Raw genomic sequence first — 19,885 nt, 5'->3', positions numbered from 1 at the left:
CCCCGGCAGGCGCCGCGGCGCGGACCGCGGCGTCAGGCGGCGGCGTTGGCCGCCTCGGGCACGGCGGCCAGCCGCGGGCGGGCGCTTTCGATGCCCTGGATCTCGCCGTCGTCGCCATGATGGATGACGGCCACGCGCGTGGCGCGCAGTTGCGCGATCTGGCGCGGCGTGACCGCGAAGCTCAGGGCCAGCCGGTGGTCATCCAGCGGCTTGATCGGCTGGCGCCGGTCCTTGCCGCCGAAGCGCAGGTGGTTGTAGGCGGCCCACAGCACCAGCAGGGCGGCGTTCAACAGGGCCAGCACGGCATAGCTGCCCAGCGTCTGCAGCGTGGGCAGGAAAGTCGGCCAGAGCGGCGCCTGCGGCCCGCTGGCCGCGCCGCGCAGGATGGCGGCGATGCCGGCGCCGAACAGGTAGACGAAGGCGAACCAGCCGACCGCGGTCAGCAGCAGGTCGAACAGATAGCCCGCGCGCGAGCGTTGCGTGGTGATGATCATGATGCGTCCGGTGATTTGATGCCGCGGTCGGGGCTGGTCCAGCGCGCGCGCTCGGCCTGCTTGCGCAGCATGACTTTGGGGAAACTGACCAGGGTGGTGAACAGGCTCACCATCCAGTAGGCCAGCGGGTACCAGATGACCCAATAGAGCGCGCGCCACAGGCCCGGCTCGTAGCGGCGGTCGATCAGGATGCTGATGGCGAACTGCAGCAGGCACACCATCGCCAGCATCATGCCGGTGAAGGCGGGCGGCATCAGGCTGGCGATGTGCATGTTGTTGGGCAGGGTCACGACCTGGCTGACGAGCCACAGCAGCACCGAGACGCCGAAGGCGAAGGCCCAGGCGGTCGACAGGCAGAATTCCAGCATCAGCGGCCACAGGCGGCGGTGGCGCCAGCTCCAGATCGAGCGCAGGTTCTTCAGGAACACCTCGGCGCCGCCCTGGGCCCAGCGCAGGCGCTGCTTCCAGATCCCGCGCAGCGTCTCCGGCATCAGGATCCAGCACAGGCCGCGCGGCTCGTAGAAGATCGACCAGTGGTCGCGCTGCAGCTTCCAGCTGATGTCGATGTCCTCCGTGATCATGTCCAGGCTCCAGTAGCCGACCCGGTCCAGCGCCGCGCGCCGGAAGGCGGCGACCACGCCCGATACGGTGAAGACCTGGCCGTAGACGCGCTGGGTGCGCTTGATCAGGCCGATGATGGAGGAGAACTCGCCCACCTGGATGCGGCCGATCAGGGTCGAGCGGGTGCGGATGCGCGGGTTGCCGGTGACCGCGCCCACGCGCGGGTTGTCGATCAGCGGCGCCACCAGGTAGGCGGCGGCGTCCGGGTCGAGCACCGCGTCGCCGTCGATGCAGACCAGGTATTCGCTGCGCGCGGTCAGCGCGCCCATGCGCAGCGCCATGGCCTTGCCCTGGTTCTGCGCCAGGTGCACCACGCGCAGGCGCGGATGCTGTTCGGCCAGGCGGTCCAGCATCGGCCCGGTGCCGTCGCTGGAGCCGTCGTTGATGGCGATGACCTCGATGTTCGGATAGCGCTGGTTGAGCGCCGCCAGCAGGGTCTCTTCGCCGTTGTCGGCCTCGTTGTAGCAGGGCACCAGGATCGACACCAGCGGATCGCCGGCCAGCGCCGGCGGCGCCGATCCGGGGCCCCATTGCCAGCGCCGTTCCCAGTGCCACCAGAAGTACAGGCCGCCGGCCATCCACATGCCGGACATGAACAGCGGGTAGAAGAAGACGAAGCCCAGCAGCGCCTGGCCGGTCAGCATCATGGTGAAGCCGAACGGCGCGCCGAGCACCGCCAGCAGGATAATCAGGGCAATCAGACGGTCGATCATCGGAGGGGATACCAGGCTTCGGAGATGGCGGGCCGGATGCCTTGCAACCGGGGCTGGTCTTGCGAGAAATCGTCGGGGTAGTAGCCGAAGCTGCGCGCGCCGCGCAGTTGCAGGCGCTGCATCCAGCCGGCCAATACCGCGGTGTCGATGGGCGTGGCCTCGGGGCGGCCGGGGCCGGTGCGCCAGTCGCGGGCCTGCAGCTCGAACACGGTCCGGTCGAGCGCGCCGGGGCGCCGCGCCACGGCGTCGACCAGCCGGTCGAGCCAGGCGTTTTCCCGGCCCTTGGGCACGTTCTCCATCAACGGCATGGCCATCGGCGCGGTCCAGTCGTAGGCGCCGAGGAAGTCGTCCAGGTTCTGCGCGAACCAGGTTTCCGACCGCGGCTCCAGGATCGGCATGGCGAAGATGTTGCGGGCGGTCTTGATCTGCGGGCCGCGCACGGCGCGCACGCGGTCGGTCAGCTCGGCGGTGAAGTCGACCAGGGCGCGGCTCTTGAAGCGCGTCCAGCGCTGCAGCGTGTCCGGATCGGCGCGCAGCTGGCCGATGTCGGCGGGCAGGCCGGCGGCGCGGTAGGCCGCCAGCGCGCCGGGGCTGGCGTCCTCGAAGTCGGACAGCACGGCGTCGTCGTGGAACAGGATGCCGTCGAAGATGGCATGGCGCGCCAGGTCCTCGTACAGGTCGCCGATGCGGGCCCGCGCGGTGGCGTCGAACGGTGACAGGCGGCGGTACTGGTCCGGATCGGGCCGCGCCTCGGTCTGGCCTGGCTGCCAGCGCGTGACGCGCGGGATCGAGGCGTCCAGGTCGTAGGCGAGCACCGGCATCCAGGCGTACACCATGACGTTGGCGCGGTTGTGCAGCTGCCAGGCGGCGCGGTTGAACAGGTCGGCGCGTACCGGCAGCCAGCGGTTGGGAAAGTAAACCGACCGCACCAGGCCGTCGCCGGTGGGGTCCGAATACGCCTGCAGGAACACGGTGTTGATTTGCAGGTCCAGGATGCGCTGCACCAGTTCGCCCAGGTTGCGGTCGGTCTGCGCCGGGTCCGGGTCGTAGACGTAGTCCAGGTCGACGTGGGCCACGCGCATGAACGGCGCGGCCTCCATGCCGACGATGCTGTTGGCGAAGGGCTTGAGCGGCGGATCGCTGGCCAGCAGCATGCGCGGCGTGGACATCAGCCGGTCCAGGCGGCCGGGGCCGTCTTCCAGCGTCAGCGCCAGTTCGTAGCCGTTTTCCGCGGCGATGCGCAGCGTGCTGCCGCCCTCGGCGCCGTAAGGCCAGACCCAGACGCGCGGCTTCCTGCCGGTGACCTGTTCGATCTTGCGGCTGATGGCGCGCACGTCGCCGCCCATGCGGGCGTCGAACTCGGCCTCGCTTTCGTAGCGGCCGGTCTTGGCGTCGTAGGCGCGGATCGCCGCGGCCGGTTCGGTATTGCCTTGCGGGTTGGCCAGGGCGCCGTAGTGCGAGGCGTCGGTGTGCGCCGCGATCTCGACCAGGCCGGAGCGGGAGATGGCGCGGATTTCGTCCCAGTCCAGGAAGCGCTTGCGCGGTTCCGGGCTGCCGCCGAAATCCACCGGCTTGCCGGCCGGCGTGTCCATCCAGGTGCCCACCGGCGCCAGCAGCGCCGGCCAGCGGTAGGCCTTCAGGATCGGCAGCACGCGGGTGTAGAAGCTGCGGTAGCCGTCATCGAACGACAACAGCACGGCGCGCTCGGGCAGTGGCTTGCCGCCCTGGCGCGCGGCCAGGATCTGGTCGACCGAAACGGCCTGGTAGCCGTTCTCGCGCAGCCAGGCCAGCTGGTCGACGAGGCGGTCGGTGCGCACGCTCAGAAAGGCCTGGTCGGGGTCGTCGTCCTCGACGTCGTGGTACGCCAGCGCCAGGAAATTCCCGGGCGCCCAGGGTTTTTCGGCGGCGGCCACGGGCCGTTCGGCGGGCGGCGTGTAGACCGGGATGTCCTTGGCGCAGGCGGTCAGCGCCAGGATGGCCAGCAGCAGCAGGGCCGCCAGCAGGAGTCGGGTGGGTAGCTTGAGCAACATGGCGGTCTCAGAAGCGGTAGGCAAGGTCGAACACGATGCGCAGTTCGCGCTCGCGCTGGCCGTCGTACGGGCGGCTGATGCCGGTGACCATCGCGCCCATGTCCAGGACGTCGTTGGCGCGGTAGCGCTGGCCATAGCCCAGGGCGATGACGCCGCCGGTGCCGTAGCCCTGCTGGGTGTAGCTGCCGGCGCCGACGGTGCCGATCTGTTCCCAGGCGGTTTCGTAGCGGCGGTACAGCGTGTGGGTCAGGCGCACGCCGGGCAGCGCCATCAGGTCCGAGCGCGGGTTGTAGTAGGGCGCGTCGTCGCGGCTGTTGCGCTGGGTCGACAGGTCCAGCGTCAGATCGGCCTTCAGGTGCGGGGCGGTGTAGACGCGCTCGCGCCCGTCCAGCCCCAGTTCCCAGCGCTGGTTGCCGTCGGAAAAGCGCGACGGCGACAGCGACAGGGTCCATTCGCGCCGCTCGTTGGCGCGCCAGCGCACGAAGCCGGTGAGGCGGTTGGAGGTGATGTCGTTGGTCAAGGCCCGCAGCGGGGTCTCGCGCGACAGCAGTTCGCCCGAGCCGCCCACCTGCCAGTGGTCGTCGATGTCGTAGGCGGCGGACAGGCGCAGGCCGGGTTTGACGCCGTGGCCGTAGCTGTGGGTCGAGACTTCGCCCTCGACCGTCAGGTCGCGGCCGCGCCATTCGACGCCGGTGCGCAGCCAGCGGTAGTTGCCGCGTCCTTCCTCGAAGTCGCCGGTGGCGTAGCCGCCGCCGCCGAAGGCGCGCCAGTTGTAGTCGATCGGCGGCGAATACAGCACCGCGTCGATGCCGAAGTCGCCATTGCCGTTGACCGGGCTGTCCGAGGCCAGGCCGCGGTAGCCGCTGATGCGCAGCTCGGCCTTGTTGTGGACTTCCCATTCGCGCGCCAGGCGGCGGCTGGTGAGGTTCTCCGGCGCGCGCGTCAGGGTGTCGGCCGAGAGGGCCTCGGCCTGGCGCCATTCCTGCAGGTCCATGGCGGTGAAGCCCTGGCCGTTCTCGACCGACAGCGCGCGCGGCGCCAGGGTCTCGGCCAGTTTCAGCTCGCGTTCCGAGGCGCGCGGCAGGTCGCGGCGGCGATACAGCGAGGCCAGGTCGGCGCGCAGCGTCGAGTTGTTGGGGGCGTTCTCGACCATGCCGCGCAGGCGCTGCTCGGCGGAGACCGTGTCGTCGGCCAGCTGGCGCGCGGCCGCCACGGTCTGGGCGCTTTCGAGCTTGAGGTCGTTGGGATTGCGGGTGGCCTGGCCCTTGAAGTACAGCCAGGGCGCGTAGCCCGATTCGATGGCGTCGGTGACGGCGTCGGTCCGGTCGAATTCCTCGGCTTCGGCCAGCGCGTAGTACAGGCCGGTCTCGGTGCTGAGGCGGTCTTCGGCATCGTCGTCGCGGTTGGCGCCGTCGGCGCCGACCTGGCGGTAGAGGTCGCGGGCCTTTTCCGGCTGGCGCAGGTACAGGTAGGCCGAGGCGACATCGTTCAGCGCATAGCGCGGCACCGCCACGTCCTGGGCGCGCAGGGCCTCGTATTCGCGCACCAGGTCGGCCATGCGGACCCGCGCATGCAGCGCGTGCAGGCGGTCGATGCGGGCGCGCAGCACGTCCTGACGCGCCGGCTCGCCCAGGGCTTCCCAGGCGGGGATCAACGCGTCGTAGCGCGCCAGCGCGCGGTCGGCGATGGCGAAGCGCTCGGCCTCGGCGCGCGTCGGCATGGCGGCCAGCCGGACCTGCTGGGCCAGCGCGTCGCCCTCCAGCCGGCGCAGCTGCGCGGCGTCGAACAGGTCGGGATGCTGGCGGGCCAGGTCCAGCGCCGGCTGCGCCAGGCGGGCGCGGCTGAGGGCGTCGATGTATTCGCGCAGCACGTAGGGCGTGCCGGGCGCGATCGCCAGCGCCTGGTCGGCCTGGTGCAGGGCCTCGTAGGGCTGGCGCAGCCGCGCGTGGACGTAGCCCAGCGCCAGGCGCGCGTCGGCGTCGCGCGGCGCGCGCTTGACCCAGGCCTGGCCGGCGGCGAGCGCGGCCTCGGTCTGGCCGGCGTCGGCCAGGGTCATGATCTCGCCGGCGGCGAATGCGGTCTGGCCGGGATGGCGGCGCAGGCCGGCGCGGTAGGCCGTCAGGGCCTCGGGCCAGCGGCGCAGGTCGCGATAGGCGCGCGCCGCCGCCAGCTGGATGTCGGCGGGCACGGCGGCGGCCGGGGGCAGGGATTCGTAGGCGGCGACCGCCTCGGCGGGTCGGCCGGCCCAGCCGGCGATGACGATGTGGTCGTAGACCGCCTGACGTCCGGCGCCCGCGCCCTGGCGCAGCATGGCCAGCGCCGGTTCGTAGTCGCCGGCGCGGGCGCGCGCGATCAGCGCGTCATAGTCGGCGTCGGGGGCGGCCAGCGCCAGGGCGGGAGCCAGCAGCGCGCCGGCCGTGAAGGCGCGCAGCGCCATGGCGGCGGCGCGCGGTCGCGGGCCTGCCTGCGTGGCGGGGGCCAGGTCGGGGCCCGCCTGGCCCCCGGGGGGCATTGTTCCTTTCAGCATCCGTAGTACTTCCGCAGTTGCGACGAGGGCGCTCAAGGCTCCGCCGGCCGGACGCGCGGGTCGCGTTGCCGAAGGCGCGGCGCGGACGCGAGGGGGCGCCGGCGGCGGATGGATGAGCGTTGGGTAGTGACTGCGCGGCGCCCGCTGCGGGGACCTTCGCACTCGCGCAAGGGAGTGCATGGCTAGTACGCGCCACGCCCGTGGGGCGTGGTTGTGGCGCTTCTGGCGGCGCCGTCAACAGGCCGAACTTTATGGGTTTTCGGCCAATCCAACTGTCAATTAGTGCAAAGGGTGGGCCGTTGTTACGAAGCTTGACGTATTCTCTGTGCATACCGCGCAACCGTCGTGGCGGTATGCCGGTATTGGGGCAAACCTGGTACGGAACGTTGTGCGCGCGACGGAAAAGGTTCGCATGGCTCGCCATGCAGGTAACAAAAAACGTCAAAAGTGCAGGTCTGTAACGTGTCCCCGACCCTGCATCCGGTGCAACATCCTAGCGACGGCGACCGCCCATGAAGGCGCGAGCCGGCAAACAACATGACGACTTCTTTATTTTTCCTGGTGTGGGGGCTGGCGACGGCTCTGGCGCTGCCCTTGCTGCTGCCGCTGCAGGCGCGCGGCGTCGGCGGCGTGCGGGCGTTCACGATCGCCAACGGCCTGGCGGTGCTGTCGCTGCTGGCGTATGCGTCGGCCGACATCATGCCGCCCGGCGCCTATGTGATGGTGTCCAACGCCGCCTGGCTGGCGTCGGTGAGCCTGGTGTACGTGGGCGTGCGGCAGTTCTTCGGCCTGCGGCCGCTGGCCGTGCGCGCGGGCCTGGCGGCGGCGCTCTGTATCGTGGCGATGGCGGCGATGCTGTACCGCCAGGACAACCTGGTCGGCCGCCTGGTGGTGTTTTCCACCTTCACCTGTGTGCTGATGATCGCCACCGGCGGCGTGGTGTACCGCCAGCGCCAGCGCATCCAGACCCCCGGGGTGGTGCTGTACGTGCTGCTGGCGATAGCCGGCCTGGCGTTGCTGCACGCCCTGCGCGTGGTGGTGTATGGCAGCGGCTGGGTGTCGGTGTCGTCGCTGCTGGATCCGGCGCCCTGGGGCCTGTTCTTCATCGTCTGTGGATCGGTGACGGTGCCGGCGCTGTTCCTGGCCTTGCTGTTGCTGATCCAGACCGTGCTGTCGGAGCGGATGCAGGCGGCGCTGACCTTCGACAGCCTGACGGGCGCCTATTCCCGCCGCAGCATTCTCGACGAGCTGGAGCATGAACTGCTGCGCTGCGAGCGCGGCGATGGCCGGCTGGCGGTGCTGGTGCTGGACATCGACCACTTCAAGTCGATCAACGACCGCCATGGCCATGCGACCGGCGACGCCGCCCTGCGGCATTTCGCGCAGGCGGTGCCCAAGGCCGTGCGCGCCAGCGACCGTTTCGGCCGCCTGGGCGGCGAGGAGTTCGTGCTGCTGATGTACGGCTGCGACGCCGCCTGTGCGCTGGTGCAGGCGCAACGCGTCTGCGATGCCTTGCGCGATTCGCCGCTGTACCTGCAGGGACAGGCGCTGCGCATGACCGTCAGCGGCGGCGTGGCGACATTCCAGCCGGGCGACACCGCCGATGGCATCCTGGCCCGCGCCGACCTGGCGCTGTACAAGGCCAAGGAACTGGGGCGCGACCGCGTCGAGATGGCCTGGAGCGGACGGATGACGGGCCGCCAGCAGGCGGCCCGGGAGCAGGGAGGGGAGGGTGCCGCGCGGGACAGCGCCACCCAGGAAGGCGGCGCGTTGGCCGCCGAGGCCTCCAACCTTACGGCTTGAGGTGCTCGGTGAAGAACTTCTCCATCGCCGCGTAGAACTCGAACTTGTTTTCGTCGTTGTGGAAGCCGTGGCCTTCGTTGTCCTTGACCATGTATTCCACTTCGACGCCGCGCGCCTTGAGCGCCTTGACCATCTGGTCGCTCTCGTCCTTGTTGACGCGCGGGTCCTTGGCGCCCTGGGCGACGAAGAGCGGCGTCTTGATCTTGTCGGCGTGCAGCGCCGGCGAGGTGGCGGCCAGGCGGTCCTTGTCGCGCACCGGGTCGCCGACCATGTCCTGCATCTTGTCCAGCATCGGCTTCCAGTAGGGCGGAATCGACTTCATGAACGTGAACAGATTGGACACGCCGACGTAGTCGACCGCGGCCGCGTACAGGTCGGGCGTGAAGGTCACGCCGGCCAGCGTGGCGTAGCCGCCGTAGCTGGCGCCGTAGATGCCGATGCGCTTGGGATCGGCGATGCCCTGCTTGACCAGCCATTGGACGCCGTCGGTGATGTCGTCCTGCATCTTCAGGCCCCACTGGCCGAAGCTGGCTTCCCAGAAGGCGCGGCCATAGCCGGTGGAGCCGCGGAAGTTCATCTGCAGCACGCAGAAGCCGCGGTTGGCCAGGAACTGCACCTCGGGGTTGTAGCCCCAGCCGTCGCGCGCCCACGGGCCGCCGTGCGGGTTGACGATGCACGCCAGGTTCTTCGGATCGCGCCCGGCCGGCAGCGTCAAGTAGCCGTGGATGGTGAGGCCGTCGCGGCTCTGGTAGCTGATGGGCTGCACCCGCGACATGTCGGCCTCGGGAATGGCCGGGTTGATGTCGGCCAGCTTGCTGAGGGTGTCGGCGCGGGCGTCGTAGATGTAGCGCGAGCCCGGGGTGCGGTCGTTGTAGGCGGCGACGATGAACTTGTCCTCGTCGCGGTTGCCGCCCTGGATCATGAACTGGTAGCCCTCGAGCTGGGCTGACAGTTTCTTGAACAGCGTTTCGGTCTCGGCGTCGAAGAACTTGTATTGCGGCTTGTCGGTCTGGTACGAGGCGACCGTCAGCACGCGGCGCTTGCGCGAGAAGCCGGCGGCGTCCAGGTCGACCGTGTCCGGGGTGAAGATCTCGTCTTCCTTGTCGGGGCTGGCCGGGTCGATGACCACCAGCGCGAGCTTGTCGCGGCCGCGGTTGGACAGGGCGTAGAACTTCTTGTCGTCGAAGGTGAAGAAGGCCGGGCTGACGCTGGTGCGGTAGTCGGTGGTGAAGAGCGGGCGGAATGCCGAGGCTTCGTTGTCGCGGTAGAGCAGGGTGGTGTTCAGGCCGTCGCTGGTGACGGCGGCGCGCACCTTGCCGGCGTGGTCGGTCTGCCAGCCGACAATGTTGCCGGGGTTCTGCGCCACCAGCACGCCGGCGCCGGTGTGCACGTTGACGCGGTAGACGTCGAACACCTGCGGATCGCGCTGGTTGTGGCTGATGAGGATGTGGTCGGGATCGTCCTCGAGGTCGTCCTCGATGCTGGCGCGCACGCCTTCATACGGGGTCAGGTCGGTGACCTTGCCGGTCTTGGCGTCCACCGCCAGGACGTGGAAATTCTCGTCGCCGCCGAAGTCCTTCTGGTAGAGCACCACGTCGGGGCCTTTCCAGAAGAAATTGCTGATGTCACGGGCCGATTCGCTGGTCAGCTTGCGCGGCTCGCCCACGGGCTTGCTGCCTTCCAGGGACTGGACGTAGATGTTCATGCGCGGCGGCTTGCCGTCGACGCTGGTGGGCTGCATGAAGCCCAGGGTCTTGCCGTCGTCGGCCAGGCGGAAGAAACCGCGTTCCGGATTGCGGAAGAAATCCTTCAGGGGGTAGGCCCGGGGCGGCTGCGCCGCGGCGCTGGCGCCCAGCGAGGCGCCGACGATACCGGCGGCCATAAGGGTGTGTTTCATGAATGAGAGCAAGGCATACCTCCGACGGTTCCACCCGGCCGCCATGCGCCGCCGGACTCGTCGATAATGCCATAGCCGCGGCCGGGGTGTCGAACCGGTCGGGCCACTTATGCCGGTGTCCCGTTTGCGGGATAATCGCGGCTATCAATCTGGAGAAATACATGGTTCGGAATCTGGTCGCGGCGTCGGCGCTGGCCTTGGGCCTGGCGGGCTGCTCGCTGGGCATTTCGCAGGACGGCTCGTCGCCGCACAGCGAGTTCAAGGCGCCCGTTGCCTTCAAGGACGCCTATGCCACCACGGTGCGCCAGGCCAACGCGTGCCTGCGCAGCACCGACAACGCCTATCGCGTGGTGTCGAGCCTGGACGAGGGCGCCCAGTCCGCCGTGGTGCGGGTGCTGGCCCCGTACAGCGACAACGAAATGACCCGGGTCGACCTGAAGGCGGCCGGTCCCAAGACCACCGAAACCCGCATCGTGATGTGGGGCAAGGGCACCTGGGACGCGGCGGCGATGCGCGCCATGCAGGACGCGATCTACTACGGCATGAGCTCGTGCGCCAGCTACATGCCGCTGGATCCGCGGCCGACGGTGCCGCCGTCGCGCGATTTCAAGAAATAGGCCTGTTCGCGCCCCGTTTGCCGGGGCGCGCGGCGCCGTTCAGTCGCCGCCCGGGCGGCGGCGGATGATCTTGAACGTGGCGGTGGCGCGGGCCACCAGTTCGCCGTCGGCGCGGCGGATGTCGCCTTCACAGAAGGCGATGGAGCCGCCCCGGCGCAGGCAGCGCGCCTCGATCACCAGGTCGCCGGTGCCCGGCGACAGGAAGGTGGTGTTCATGTCGATGGTGGCCATGCCCTCGGTGGCTTCGGCCGAGCCGCGCGCCGCGGCGCTCAGGGTGAAGTCCAGCACGCTCATCAGGGTGCCGCCGTGCACGTCGCCGCGGCTGTTGGTCAGGTCCTGGCGCCACGGCAGCGAGGTGCGGGCGTAGGCCGGCCCGATCTGCTCGGGCACCAGGCCCAGAAAGCGCATGAAGGGAATCGCCAGGCCGAAATACTCGCCCGGAGCGGGGGTTGCGGAGACAGTCATGGAAGTGGCTATGCGGGGAAAGGGAACGACGGGAATTTGGCGGTCATAATATCCACTTTTACGCCGCCGGCCCGAGCGGATTCGGCGGCCGTGGCCGTTTTTTCCGGTGACCGTACTTTTCGCGCCCGCCCCGGCGCCATGCGGTCGCCGATCCGTTTTTCACCAACATGAGCGACGTCAGCCGCAAGATCGTACACATCGACATGGATGCGTTCTACGCCTCCGTGGAGCAGCGCGACAACCCCGAGCTGCGCGGCCAGCCGGTGGTGGTGGCGTGGACCGGGCCGCGCTCGGTGGTGTGCGCGGCGTCCTACGAGGCGCGCCGCTTCGGCGTGCATTCGGCCATGTCGGCGGTGCGCGCGCAGCGGCTCTGTCCGCAGGCGGTCTACGTGCCGCCCGACTTCAACCGCTACCGCGAGGTGTCGCGCCAGATCCGCCAGATCTTCGCCCGCCATACCGACCTGATCGAGCCGCTGTCGCTGGACGAGGCCTACCTGGACGTCACCGTCAACAAGCTGGGGCTGCCGTCGGCCACCGAGGTGGCGCAGGTGATCCGCCAGCAGATCCGCGCCGAGACCGGCCTGACCGCTTCCGCCGGGATCGCGCCCAACAAGTTCCTGGCCAAGATCGCGTCCGACTGGAACAAGCCGGACGGCCAGTTCGTGATCCGTCCGTCCAAGGTGCTGGAATTCCTGCAGCCGCTGCCGGTGCGCAAGGTGCCGGGCGTGGGCAAGGTGACGCAGGCGCGCCTGGAACAGCTGGGCATCCAGACCGTGGGCGACCTGGCCACCCATGGCGTGCAGGAACTGGAGCACTACTTCGGCCGCTACGGCCGCCGCCTGTACGAGCTGGCGCGCGGCATCGACGAGCGCGAGGTGCAGACCGACCAGCCGCTGCAGCAGGTGTCGGCCGAGACCACGTTTTCCGAAGACGTGCGGCTGGACGCGGTTGGCGAGGCCATCGACCGCATGGCCGAGAAGGTCTGGAGCCAGGCCCTGAAGAAGGGCGCCCTTGGCCGCACGGTGGTGCTCAAGCTCAAGACCGACCGTTTCCGCATCCTGACGCGCAGCCAGACCAGCCCGCATCCGCCGGCCTCGGCCGCCGAGCTGGCGGCGCTGGCGCGGCTGCTGTGCGAGCGCGTCGACCTGCCGGCGCAGACGCTGTACCGGCTGGCCGGCGTGGGCATGAGCAATTTCGCCGACCCGCAGGAACAGACGCGCCAGCCGGATCTGTTCGGCGGCGCGTTCTGAGGCTGAGGGGAGCGGGACGGACGCCGGTTCAGGCGCCGTCGAGTTCGCGCTTGATGGAGGCGTTCTTGATGGCCTTGCGGCAGCGCCCGAGGTAGGCCGGGTCGCCGCGCGAAGCCAGGCCCAGTTCCAGCAGCAGCCAGTCGCGCAGCCGCGCGTCGCCGTGCTTGAGCTTGGGATCCATGGCGTCGACACGCGCGAACAGGGCATCGAATTCCTGGACATCGCGCGTGGCGCCGGCGGCTTTTTCACGGACGCAGAAGGCGGGCACCAGCAAGCCCAGGCCGTCGCCGCTGTCGGCCGTGGCCAGGTCGGGGTGTTGCGCCAGCGCGGCCCGCAGCGCGTCGTAGGCGCCGGCGTCGATGACCGGTTGCAGCGCGTATTCGCGGCAGGCGGCGCCGATGCGCTTGTTGTCGCACAGGTCGAGGGCCGCCTGCAGGCCGTCGCGAGCGCTGACGGCGGCCACCAGCCGGCTCTTGATCGTGTCGATCTCGTGGCGTTCGCTGCGCGTGTTGCATTGGGGCAGCAGCTTGAGCGCGGCGGCGGCGTCGCCCTGGTCGGCCGCGTCGCGCAGCAGGATGCGGTAGCCCTGGTAGCGGTTGTCTTCCTCGCGGAAGATGTGGGTGACGCGCAGCAGCTGGATGTAGGGTTCGGCCGCGGCGGCGCGCGCCGCCTGGCTGGCGCCGTCGCGCAGGGCCTGGGCCAGCGCGTCCTCGATGATGTGCAGGGCGACGTGGTTGAAGACGATGTCGTCGCGCAGCGGCGCGATGGCCTGCGCCATGGCGGCGGGCGGCAGGCGCGCGGCCTGGAACAGCAGATACAGGCAGCGGGTGTAGTCGAGCGTGCCGTCCGCGTCGCCGGGACGGCCATGGCTGCCGCGCCACAGGCCCAGCGTCACCGGGCGCGCCTCGCGGTAGCCGAGCGGCGAACCGCCGCCCGCGCCCCAGCCGTGGCCGTTGTCCGGCTCGGCGGCCAGGCGCTCGATCACGGGGGCGATGGCCTCCGACAGGCGGCGCAGGGCCGCGGGGTCGGACTGCAGCGGATCGGGCAGGGTGGCGTCATAGCGCGACTCGAAATGCTGCCGCGCCAGGTTGATCGCCGCCACGCAGTCGCCGATCGCCGCGCGCAGCGGCGGGGCAATGGCGTCCAGGGCGGCGGCGTCGGCCATGCTCAGGCGAGCCGGCCCTTGACCTGCTGCGACAGCGCGGTCATGTCGGCGCGGCCGGCCAGCGACTGCTTGAGCAGCGCCATGACCTTGCCCATGGCGGGGGCGCCGGTGACGCCCTGGGCGGCCACTTCGGCCAGCGCGGCGTCGATGGCGGCGGCCACTTCCTCGGGCGTGGCGGCCTGCGGCAGGAATTCCTGCAGCACGACCAGTTCGGCCTTTTCCTGCTCGGCGGTCTCGGTGCGGCCGGCCTGCTCGAACGCGGCGATGGATTCGCGGCGCTGCTTGACCTGCTTCTCGATGATGGCGGTGATCTCGGCGTCGGTCAGGTCGCGGCGTTCGTCGACTTCCTTCTGCTTGACGGCGGCCAGCAGGAAACGCAGGGTGGCGAGGCGCTCGGTCGCCTTGGCGCGCATGGCGTCCTTGACGGCGTCGGAGAGGCGGGTCTTGAGCGTAGCGGTGCTCATGGTTAAACCTTTGTGGTGTTGCGTTGAAGGGGCAGTGTAACCGTGGGGCGGCCATCCGTGGGATGGCCCCGGCGGGCGCGGATTTTGTGCGTGGCGGCTTAAACATGTATTATTAATGCATCTTTAAAAAGGATGGCCCCGGCGCCATCCGCCGCGCAAGGAGCAGTCGATGTTGAGCCCGCAGATCCGCGCCCTGGTCAAAGCCACGGCCCCCGTCCTGAAAACCCATGGCGAGGCCCTGACCCGCCATTTCTACGCCCGCATGTTCCAGCACAATCCGGAACTCAAGCATGTCTTCAACCAGGGCCATCAGGCGGGCGGCGAACAGCAGCAGGCGCTGGCCGGCGCGGTCGCGGCCTATGCCGAGCACATCGACGACCCGTCGGTGCTGGCGCCGGTGGTGACGCGCATCGTCCACAAGCACGTCAGCCTGGGCATCCGGCCCGAGCACTACGCCATCGTCGGCAAGCACCTGCTGGCCTCGATCCGCGAAGTGCTGGGCGAGGCCGCCACCGATGAACTGGTCGACGCCTGGGCCGCCGCCTATGGCCAGCTGGCCGACATGCTGATCGCCGCCGAGGCGCGGCTGTACGCCGACTCGGCCGCCAAGCCGGGCGGCTGGACCGGTTGGCGCGCCTTCCGCGTGGTCGGCAAGCAGCCCGAAAGCGCCGAGATCACCTCGTTCTACCTGGCGCCGGCCGATGGCGGCGCGGTGCCGGCCTACCGGCCCGGCCAATATGTCTCGGTGCGCGTCTATGTGCCGGAGCTGGGGTTGATGCAGCCGCGCCAGTACAGCCTGTCGGACGCGCCGGGCCAGGACCGCCTGCGGATCTCGGTCAAGCGCGAAGCGGGCGGCGCGCATGGCCCGGCCGGGCGCGTGTCCAACGCGCTGCACGACCGCCTGGAGGAAGGCGGCGTGCTGGACGTGGCGCCGCCGCAGGGCGACTTCCACCTGCGCGAGGACGGCGAGGCGCCGGTGGTGCTGCTGAGCGGCGGGGTGGGGCTGACGCCGATGGTGTCGATCCTGAACCACCTGGTGGCCTCCGGCGATGCGCGCCAGATTCGCTTCGTGCACGGCTGTCGCAATGCCGCGGCGCACGCCATGAAGGACCACGTCAACGACATCGCCGCGCGCCGCGGCAACGTGCGCAAGGCGGTGTTCTACGAGGAAGTCGGCGGCGCCGACCGCGCGGGCCGCGACTATGACCACCATGGCCGGGTCGACCTGCGCGCCATTCGTGACGAGGCCATCGTGCCGGACGCCGACTACTACCTGTGCGGCCCGTCCGGTTTCATGCGGGCGCAGCGCGCAACGCTGCTGGAACTGGGCGTGACGCCCGACCGCATCCACGCCGAGGCCTTCGGCAGCGGCGGCGCGCCGGCCTGACCGGTGTATCCTGGCGCCCATGCAACTGACCCGATTCACCGACTTCGGCCTGCGCGTGCTGATGTACCTGACGCAGTGCCGCGACCGGCCCGCGGCGGTCACCATTCCGGAGATCGCCACGCGCTTCGACCTGTCGCGCAACCACCTGGTCAAGGTGGTGCACTTCATGTCGCAGCGCGGCTGGGTCAGCACGACGCGCGGCAAGGGCGGCGGCCTGGCGCTGGCGCGCCCGGCGGCCGAGTACCGGCTGGGCGATCTGGTGCGTGAACTGGAACAGCAAGGGCCGCTGATCGATTGCCGCGAGCCGCCCTGTGCGCTGGACGGCGCCTGCCGCCTGGCGGGCGTGCTGGCGCAGACCCTGCAGGCGTTCTATGACGCCCTCAACGGCTATTCTTTGGCCGACCTGGTGCGCGATCCGACCGCCGCCGCCATCATCAAGCTGCATCGCGCCGCCTGAAGGACGCGCCGGCTGCGCGCCGGTGGGCGTGGGCGTGGCCGTTGGCCGCGAGGCCGGTCCATGAGTCCGGTCCATGAGCCGGGGTTATGGGTGCTGGGGCTTTGGTGATTTGCGGTCATCCGTCCCCCGCTTCAGAATAAGACCGTCGCCATTTTCTTATCGGGATGCAGGCTATGCGCGTATGCGTGATCGGCGCCGGGGTCGTGGGCGTGACCTCGGCTTATTTCCTGGCCCGCCAGGGCCATGAGGTCGTGCTGGTCGACAGCCACGCCCATCCGGCCGAGGTGTCCAGCTACGCCAACGGCGGCCAGCTCAGCTACAGCTATGTCGCGCCGCTGGCCGGGCCGGGCGTGCTGCCGAGCGTGCCGGGCTGGCTGCTGCGCGAGGATTCGCCGCTGCGCTTCCGGCCGCGGCTGGACCCGCACCAGTGGCGCTGGTGCCTGCGGTTCGCGCTGGCCTGCCGCGCCTCGGTGGCGCGCGAGTCCACCGCGCAACTGCAGGCGCTGTCCTTCCTCAGCCGCGACGCCATGCATGCCTTGCTGGAACAGGAAAACCTGGAATTCGGCCACCTGCGCAACGGCAAGCTGATCGCCTATCGCAGCGCGGCCCTGCTGGACAAGGCGCGCGCGCTGGTCGCCTACCAGGCGGCCCATGGCGCCGAGCAGCAGGTGCTGGACGCCGCCCAGACGCTGCAGCGCGAGCCGGCGCTGGCCGGCATGGGCGCCAGCCTGGCCGGCGCCATCTACACCCCGAGCGAGGAAGCGGGCGACTGCCGCCAGTTCACGCAGGCGCTGTTCGAACGACTGCAAGCGCTGCCCAATGTGCAGTGCGCCATGTCCAATCCGGTCGCCGGCCTGCAGCGCGAAGGCCGCCGCATCGTCGCCGTGCACACCCAGGACGGCGACATCGGCGCCGACGCGGTGGTGCTGGCCACGGGCATCGGCACGCGCGCGCTGCTGCAGCCGCTGGGCCACGACGTGCCGCTGTATCCGCTCAAGGGCTACAGCCTGACCGTGCCGCTGGCGGACGACGACGCCGTGGCGCCGCGCATCAGCGTCACCGACTACGAGCGCCGCATCGTCTATGCGCGCGTCGGCGGGGTGCTGCGGATCGCGGCCATGGTGGACATCGGCAGCGCCAATGCCGACATCGATCCGGCCCGCATCGCGCTGCTCAAGCGCCAGGTGCGCGAGGCGTTTCCGGCGCTGGACCTGGCGCAGGCGATACCCTGGGCCGGGCTGCGTCCGGCCACCCCCACCGGCAAGCCGCTGATCGGGCGCAGTTCCGCCGCCGACAACCTGTGGCTGAACATCGGTCAGGGCGCGCTTGGCTTCACCCTGGCCTGCGGCAGCGCCGCGCTGTTGACGGCGCAGATGGCGGGGCTGGAGACGCCGCTGGATCCGCTGCCGTTCCGGCCGTGAGGCCGGGGCGAAACTTCGCGGGCCTTGGCGTTCCAGGCCTCCACTCCCCATACAAGCCGACCCGGGGCATGCCGGCATCGGGAATGTCCATTTCGAGATAGTCCCTGCCTATTCATCGGCAGACGGGCGCTCGCACGCTCAATAGGATACCGGTCATCCGCCACCTGCGCGCCGCCGCGCGCCGCGGCGGAGAGCCGATTCCCATTCTGCGAGTGATCCCATCATGTCCTACCTGTTCCCATTGTTCGCCATCCTGTTCTGGGCGGGCAATGTCATCGTGTCCAAGATGGCGGCCAGCGCCATCTCGCCCACCGCCATCACCTTCTACCGGCTGATCCTGGCGCTGGCGATCATGGGCCTGTTCACGGCCGTGCCGGCCTGGCGCAACCGCAAGGTGATCCTGCGCCACTGGCCCAAGCTGGCGCTGTACGGCGCGCTGTCGTCGGCGCTGTTCCAGGCGCTGTCGTACCGCGCCGCCGAAACCACCACCGCCACCAACATGGCCATCCTGACCGCGCTGATCCCGCTGCTCAGCATGCTGCTGAGCGTGGTCATCCTGCGCGACCCGCTGACGCTGGGCATGGCGGCGGGCGGGGCGCTGTCGTTCCTGGGCCTGCTGTACCTGGTGGGGCAGGGCGAGATGCTGAGCGTGTTCCAGCACGGCATCCACGTCGGCGACGGGCTGATGCTGCTGGCGGCCTTCTCGTACGCGCTGTACGGCGTGCTGCTGCGCCACTGGAAGGTGCCGCTGCCGGCGTGGCAGTCGACCTTCGTGCAGTCGATCTTCGCGCTGCTCTACATGCTGCCGCTGTACCTGCAGGTGCCGGCCGCGCAGGCGGCGCTGGACGCCAAGACCATTCCGCTGATCCTGTACGCGGGCATTTTCTCGTCGGTGCTGCTGTCGTTCCTGTGGATCGAAGGCGTGCACCGCCTGGGGCCCAACCGCTGCAGCATCTTCATCAACCTGCTGCCGCTGTTCACCGCGCTGGCCGCGTTCGTGCTGCTGCGCGAGCAACTGCGTTCGTACCACCTGCTGGGCGGCGCCGTGACGCTGCTGGGCGTGCTGCTGGCGCAGACGGTGCAGCGGCCGCTGTTCGGCCGTGGCCGGGCGGCCGCGTTGGCCGCCGGCAAAGCCTGAGGGACGCGGGCCCGGCGCCCGCGTCCGTCCGGGCCGGCGGACAAGCGTCCGCCGGATTCACTCCCGTTCAAGACGCGCGCCGGTCGCCGCCGCATAGTGAGGCGCTTTGACCGGAGCGTCCATGAGCCTTTTCCAGAAATCCGCCATCGCGCTGGCCCGCAGCCCGGGCGTGGGGCGCGCCATGCGCGCACTGGCCGCGCGCACCTCGCTGGCGCGGCGCTTCGTCGGCGGCGCCGACGTCGCGCAGGCGGTGCGCACCGCCGTCCGGCTGCGCGAGGCGCACGGCATCCGCGCATCCCTGTTCTACCTGGGCGAGTACGTGGCCGACGCCGATGCCATCGAGCACAACACGCGGCAGGCCATGCAGGCCTGCGCCGCGCTGGGCCAGGCCGGGCTGGACGTGCACGTGTCCATCGACCCCACCGCCATCGGCTACATGCGCGGCGACGAGCTCGGGCGCGGCAATGCGCGGCGCATCGCCGCCGCGGCGCGCGAGGCGTCGGTGGGCGGCCGCGACTGGGTGGTGCTGGACATGGAGGACTCGGGCCTGCGCGAGCGCACCTGCGCCTTGCATCGCGAGCTGTTGCAAGCGGGCCTGCCCGCCGGATTGACGCTGCAGGCGCGGCGTCTTGGCACGCCGGCCGACCTGGCCTGGACGATCGGCCAGCGCACCTCGCTGCGGCTGGTCAAGGGCGCGTTTCCCGAACGCGCGCTGGACCATGCCGGCCGCGCCCGCATCGACCAGGCCTACCTGGATGCCGCCGCCATCATGCTGTCGCCGGCGGCGCGCGAGGCCGGCTTCCTGCCGGTCTTCGGCACTCACGACGACCGGCTCGCGGGCGCCATCATGGCGCTGGCGCGCGAGCGCGGCTGGGCGCCGGAGGCGTTCGAGTTCGAGATGCTCTACGGCGTGCGGCCGGATTGGCAGCTGGCGCTGCGCCGGCTGGGCTACACGGTCCGGGTCTATCTGCCGTTCGGCCAGGACTGGTGGCCCTATGCCGCGCGCCGCATCGGCGAACATCCGCGCAACGCCTGGCTGCTGGCGCGCTCGCTGAACACGGAAGGGCGCTATTTCGGGTAGCCTGTCGCCAGGGCGGCCGGCGCTGGCGGCCGCGTCCCCTCAGTCCTGCCCAGGCATCTTCCCATGGCGGTTTCCCAACACATCTGGCATTGCGGCGCGAGCCTGCCCGGCGACGTGCTGATCGCCGACCTGCGCGCCTATCGCTACGAGGCGCACTTCCACGACGCCTGGTCGATCGGCGCCATCGCCCGGGGGCGTTGCGCCTTCACCGTGCACGGCCGGCCGTTCGAGGCGGGCGAGGGCGACCTGGTGGTGATCGCGCCGGGCCAGGTGCACACGGGCGGCACGTCGGCCGGTTTGCTGGCCTATCGCATGGCGTATATCGAGCCGGACTGGTTCGAGGACCATGCCCGGG

17 protein-coding genes are annotated in these 19,885 nt (G+C 70.2%); 9 read left to right on the top strand and 8 right to left on the bottom strand.

Translation table 11 applies throughout. The features are described from left to right. Positions 1-32 precede the first annotated feature (32 nt). Genes pgaD through pgaA form a run of 4 tightly spaced genes read right to left on the bottom strand, consistent with a single transcriptional unit; the run spans position 33 to position 6,370 of the window. A complete protein-coding gene (gene pgaD, locus AOZ53_RS06075) occupies positions 33-494 on the bottom strand; it encodes a poly-beta-1,6-N-acetyl-D-glucosamine biosynthesis protein PgaD (protein WP_054432312.1) in 462 nt (153 codons plus the stop codon). Next, positions 491-1,828: a poly-beta-1,6-N-acetyl-D-glucosamine synthase gene (gene pgaC / locus AOZ53_RS06070; RefSeq protein WP_054487264.1), complete on the bottom strand. Its 1,338-nt coding sequence runs from the start codon at positions 1,826-1,828 to the stop codon at positions 491-493. The genes pgaD and pgaC overlap by 4 nt, the downstream gene beginning before the upstream one ends. Further along, a complete protein-coding gene (gene pgaB / locus AOZ53_RS06065) occupies positions 1,825-3,858 on the bottom strand; it encodes a poly-beta-1,6-N-acetyl-D-glucosamine N-deacetylase PgaB (RefSeq protein WP_054487262.1) in 2,034 nt (677 codons plus the stop codon). Before pgaB ends, pgaC begins: the two co-directional genes overlap by 4 nt. A gap of 7 nt (positions 3,859-3,865) precedes the next feature. Next, positions 3,866-6,370: a poly-beta-1,6 N-acetyl-D-glucosamine export porin PgaA gene (gene pgaA / locus AOZ53_RS06060; RefSeq protein ID WP_231690575.1), complete on the bottom strand. Its 2,505-nt coding sequence runs from the start codon at positions 6,368-6,370 to the stop codon at positions 3,866-3,868. Positions 6,371-6,922: 552 nt separating this feature from the next. On the opposite strand from pgaA, the gene AOZ53_RS06055 reads away from it, so the two are divergent. After that, on the top strand, positions 6,923-8,188 hold the full coding sequence (locus tag AOZ53_RS06055; RefSeq protein WP_054487260.1) for a sensor domain-containing diguanylate cyclase: 1,266 nt from the start codon (positions 6,923-6,925) through the stop codon (positions 8,186-8,188). On the opposite strand, the gene AOZ53_RS06050 is transcribed toward AOZ53_RS06055, so the two are convergent. After that, positions 8,178-10,085 carry a S9 family peptidase gene (locus AOZ53_RS06050; RefSeq protein WP_369816790.1) on the bottom strand — a complete coding sequence of 636 codons (1,908 nt, stop codon included), beginning with the start codon at positions 10,083-10,085 and terminating at the stop codon, positions 8,178-8,180. The two genes, AOZ53_RS06055 and AOZ53_RS06050, sit on opposite strands and share 11 nt — an antisense overlap. Before the next feature lie 161 nt (positions 10,086-10,246). On the opposite strand from AOZ53_RS06050, the gene AOZ53_RS06045 reads away from it, so the two are divergent. After that, a complete protein-coding gene (locus AOZ53_RS06045) occupies positions 10,247-10,702 on the top strand; it encodes a BPTD_2524 family lipoprotein (protein ID WP_054432307.1) in 456 nt (151 codons plus the stop codon). A 39-nt stretch (positions 10,703-10,741) separates the two neighbouring features. On the opposite strand, the gene AOZ53_RS06040 is transcribed toward AOZ53_RS06045, so the two are convergent. Further along, positions 10,742-11,167, bottom strand: coding sequence for a PaaI family thioesterase (locus AOZ53_RS06040; RefSeq protein WP_054432306.1), 426 nt, complete (start codon positions 11,165-11,167; stop codon positions 10,742-10,744). 167 nt (positions 11,168-11,334) lie between these two features. On the opposite strand from AOZ53_RS06040, the gene dinB reads away from it, so the two are divergent. Next, positions 11,335-12,417 carry a DNA polymerase IV gene (gene dinB, locus AOZ53_RS06035; protein ID WP_054432305.1) on the top strand — a complete coding sequence of 361 codons (1,083 nt, stop codon included), beginning with the start codon at positions 11,335-11,337 and terminating at the stop codon, positions 12,415-12,417. 28 nt (positions 12,418-12,445) lie between these two features. On the opposite strand, the gene AOZ53_RS06030 is transcribed toward dinB, so the two are convergent. Both AOZ53_RS06030 and AOZ53_RS06025 read right to left on the bottom strand, forming a co-directional pair. Next, the gene (locus AOZ53_RS06030) at positions 12,446-13,582 is read right to left on the bottom strand and encodes a hypothetical protein (protein ID WP_054487258.1); all 1,137 of its coding nucleotides are present in this window, start codon (positions 13,580-13,582) and stop codon (positions 12,446-12,448) included. A 2-nt stretch (positions 13,583-13,584) separates the two neighbouring features. Continuing rightward, a complete protein-coding gene (locus tag AOZ53_RS06025) occupies positions 13,585-14,046 on the bottom strand; it encodes a GatB/YqeY domain-containing protein (protein ID WP_054432303.1) in 462 nt (153 codons plus the stop codon). A 169-nt stretch (positions 14,047-14,215) separates the two neighbouring features. On the opposite strand from AOZ53_RS06025, the gene hmpA reads away from it, so the two are divergent. The 6 genes from hmpA to AOZ53_RS05995 all read left to right on the top strand — a co-directional run. Continuing rightward, positions 14,216-15,433, top strand: a complete 1,218-nt coding sequence (gene hmpA, locus AOZ53_RS06020) for an NO-inducible flavohemoprotein (protein ID WP_054474736.1) — start codon at positions 14,216-14,218, stop codon at positions 15,431-15,433. Positions 15,434-15,452: 19 nt separating this feature from the next. Continuing rightward, the gene (locus AOZ53_RS06015; RefSeq protein ID WP_054432301.1) at positions 15,453-15,890 is read left to right on the top strand and encodes an Rrf2 family transcriptional regulator; all 438 of its coding nucleotides are present in this window, start codon (positions 15,453-15,455) and stop codon (positions 15,888-15,890) included. A gap of 173 nt (positions 15,891-16,063) precedes the next feature. Further along, positions 16,064-17,311: a D-amino acid dehydrogenase gene (locus AOZ53_RS06010; RefSeq protein ID WP_054432300.1), complete on the top strand. Its 1,248-nt coding sequence runs from the start codon at positions 16,064-16,066 to the stop codon at positions 17,309-17,311. Positions 17,312-17,534: 223 nt separating this feature from the next. Beyond that, on the top strand, positions 17,535-18,449 hold the full coding sequence (locus tag AOZ53_RS06005; protein WP_054487255.1) for a DMT family transporter: 915 nt from the start codon (positions 17,535-17,537) through the stop codon (positions 18,447-18,449). Between the two features lie 121 nt (positions 18,450-18,570). Beyond that, positions 18,571-19,530: a proline dehydrogenase family protein gene (locus tag AOZ53_RS06000; RefSeq protein WP_054487253.1), complete on the top strand. Its 960-nt coding sequence runs from the start codon at positions 18,571-18,573 to the stop codon at positions 19,528-19,530. Between the two features lie 63 nt (positions 19,531-19,593). Next, positions 19,594-19,885, top strand: a 292-nt coding sequence (locus AOZ53_RS05995; protein ID WP_197286452.1) for an AraC family ligand binding domain-containing protein, incomplete at its 3' end; no start/stop codon positions are given.

The organism is Achromobacter sp. 2789STDY5608621, from assembly GCF_001299375.1.
Classification (GTDB): Bacteria; Pseudomonadota; Gammaproteobacteria; order Burkholderiales; family Burkholderiaceae_B; genus Achromobacter; species Achromobacter insuavis.
Note: the sequence above shows the minus strand (reverse complement) of the source record. Positions and strands in the feature narration are given on the sequence as shown.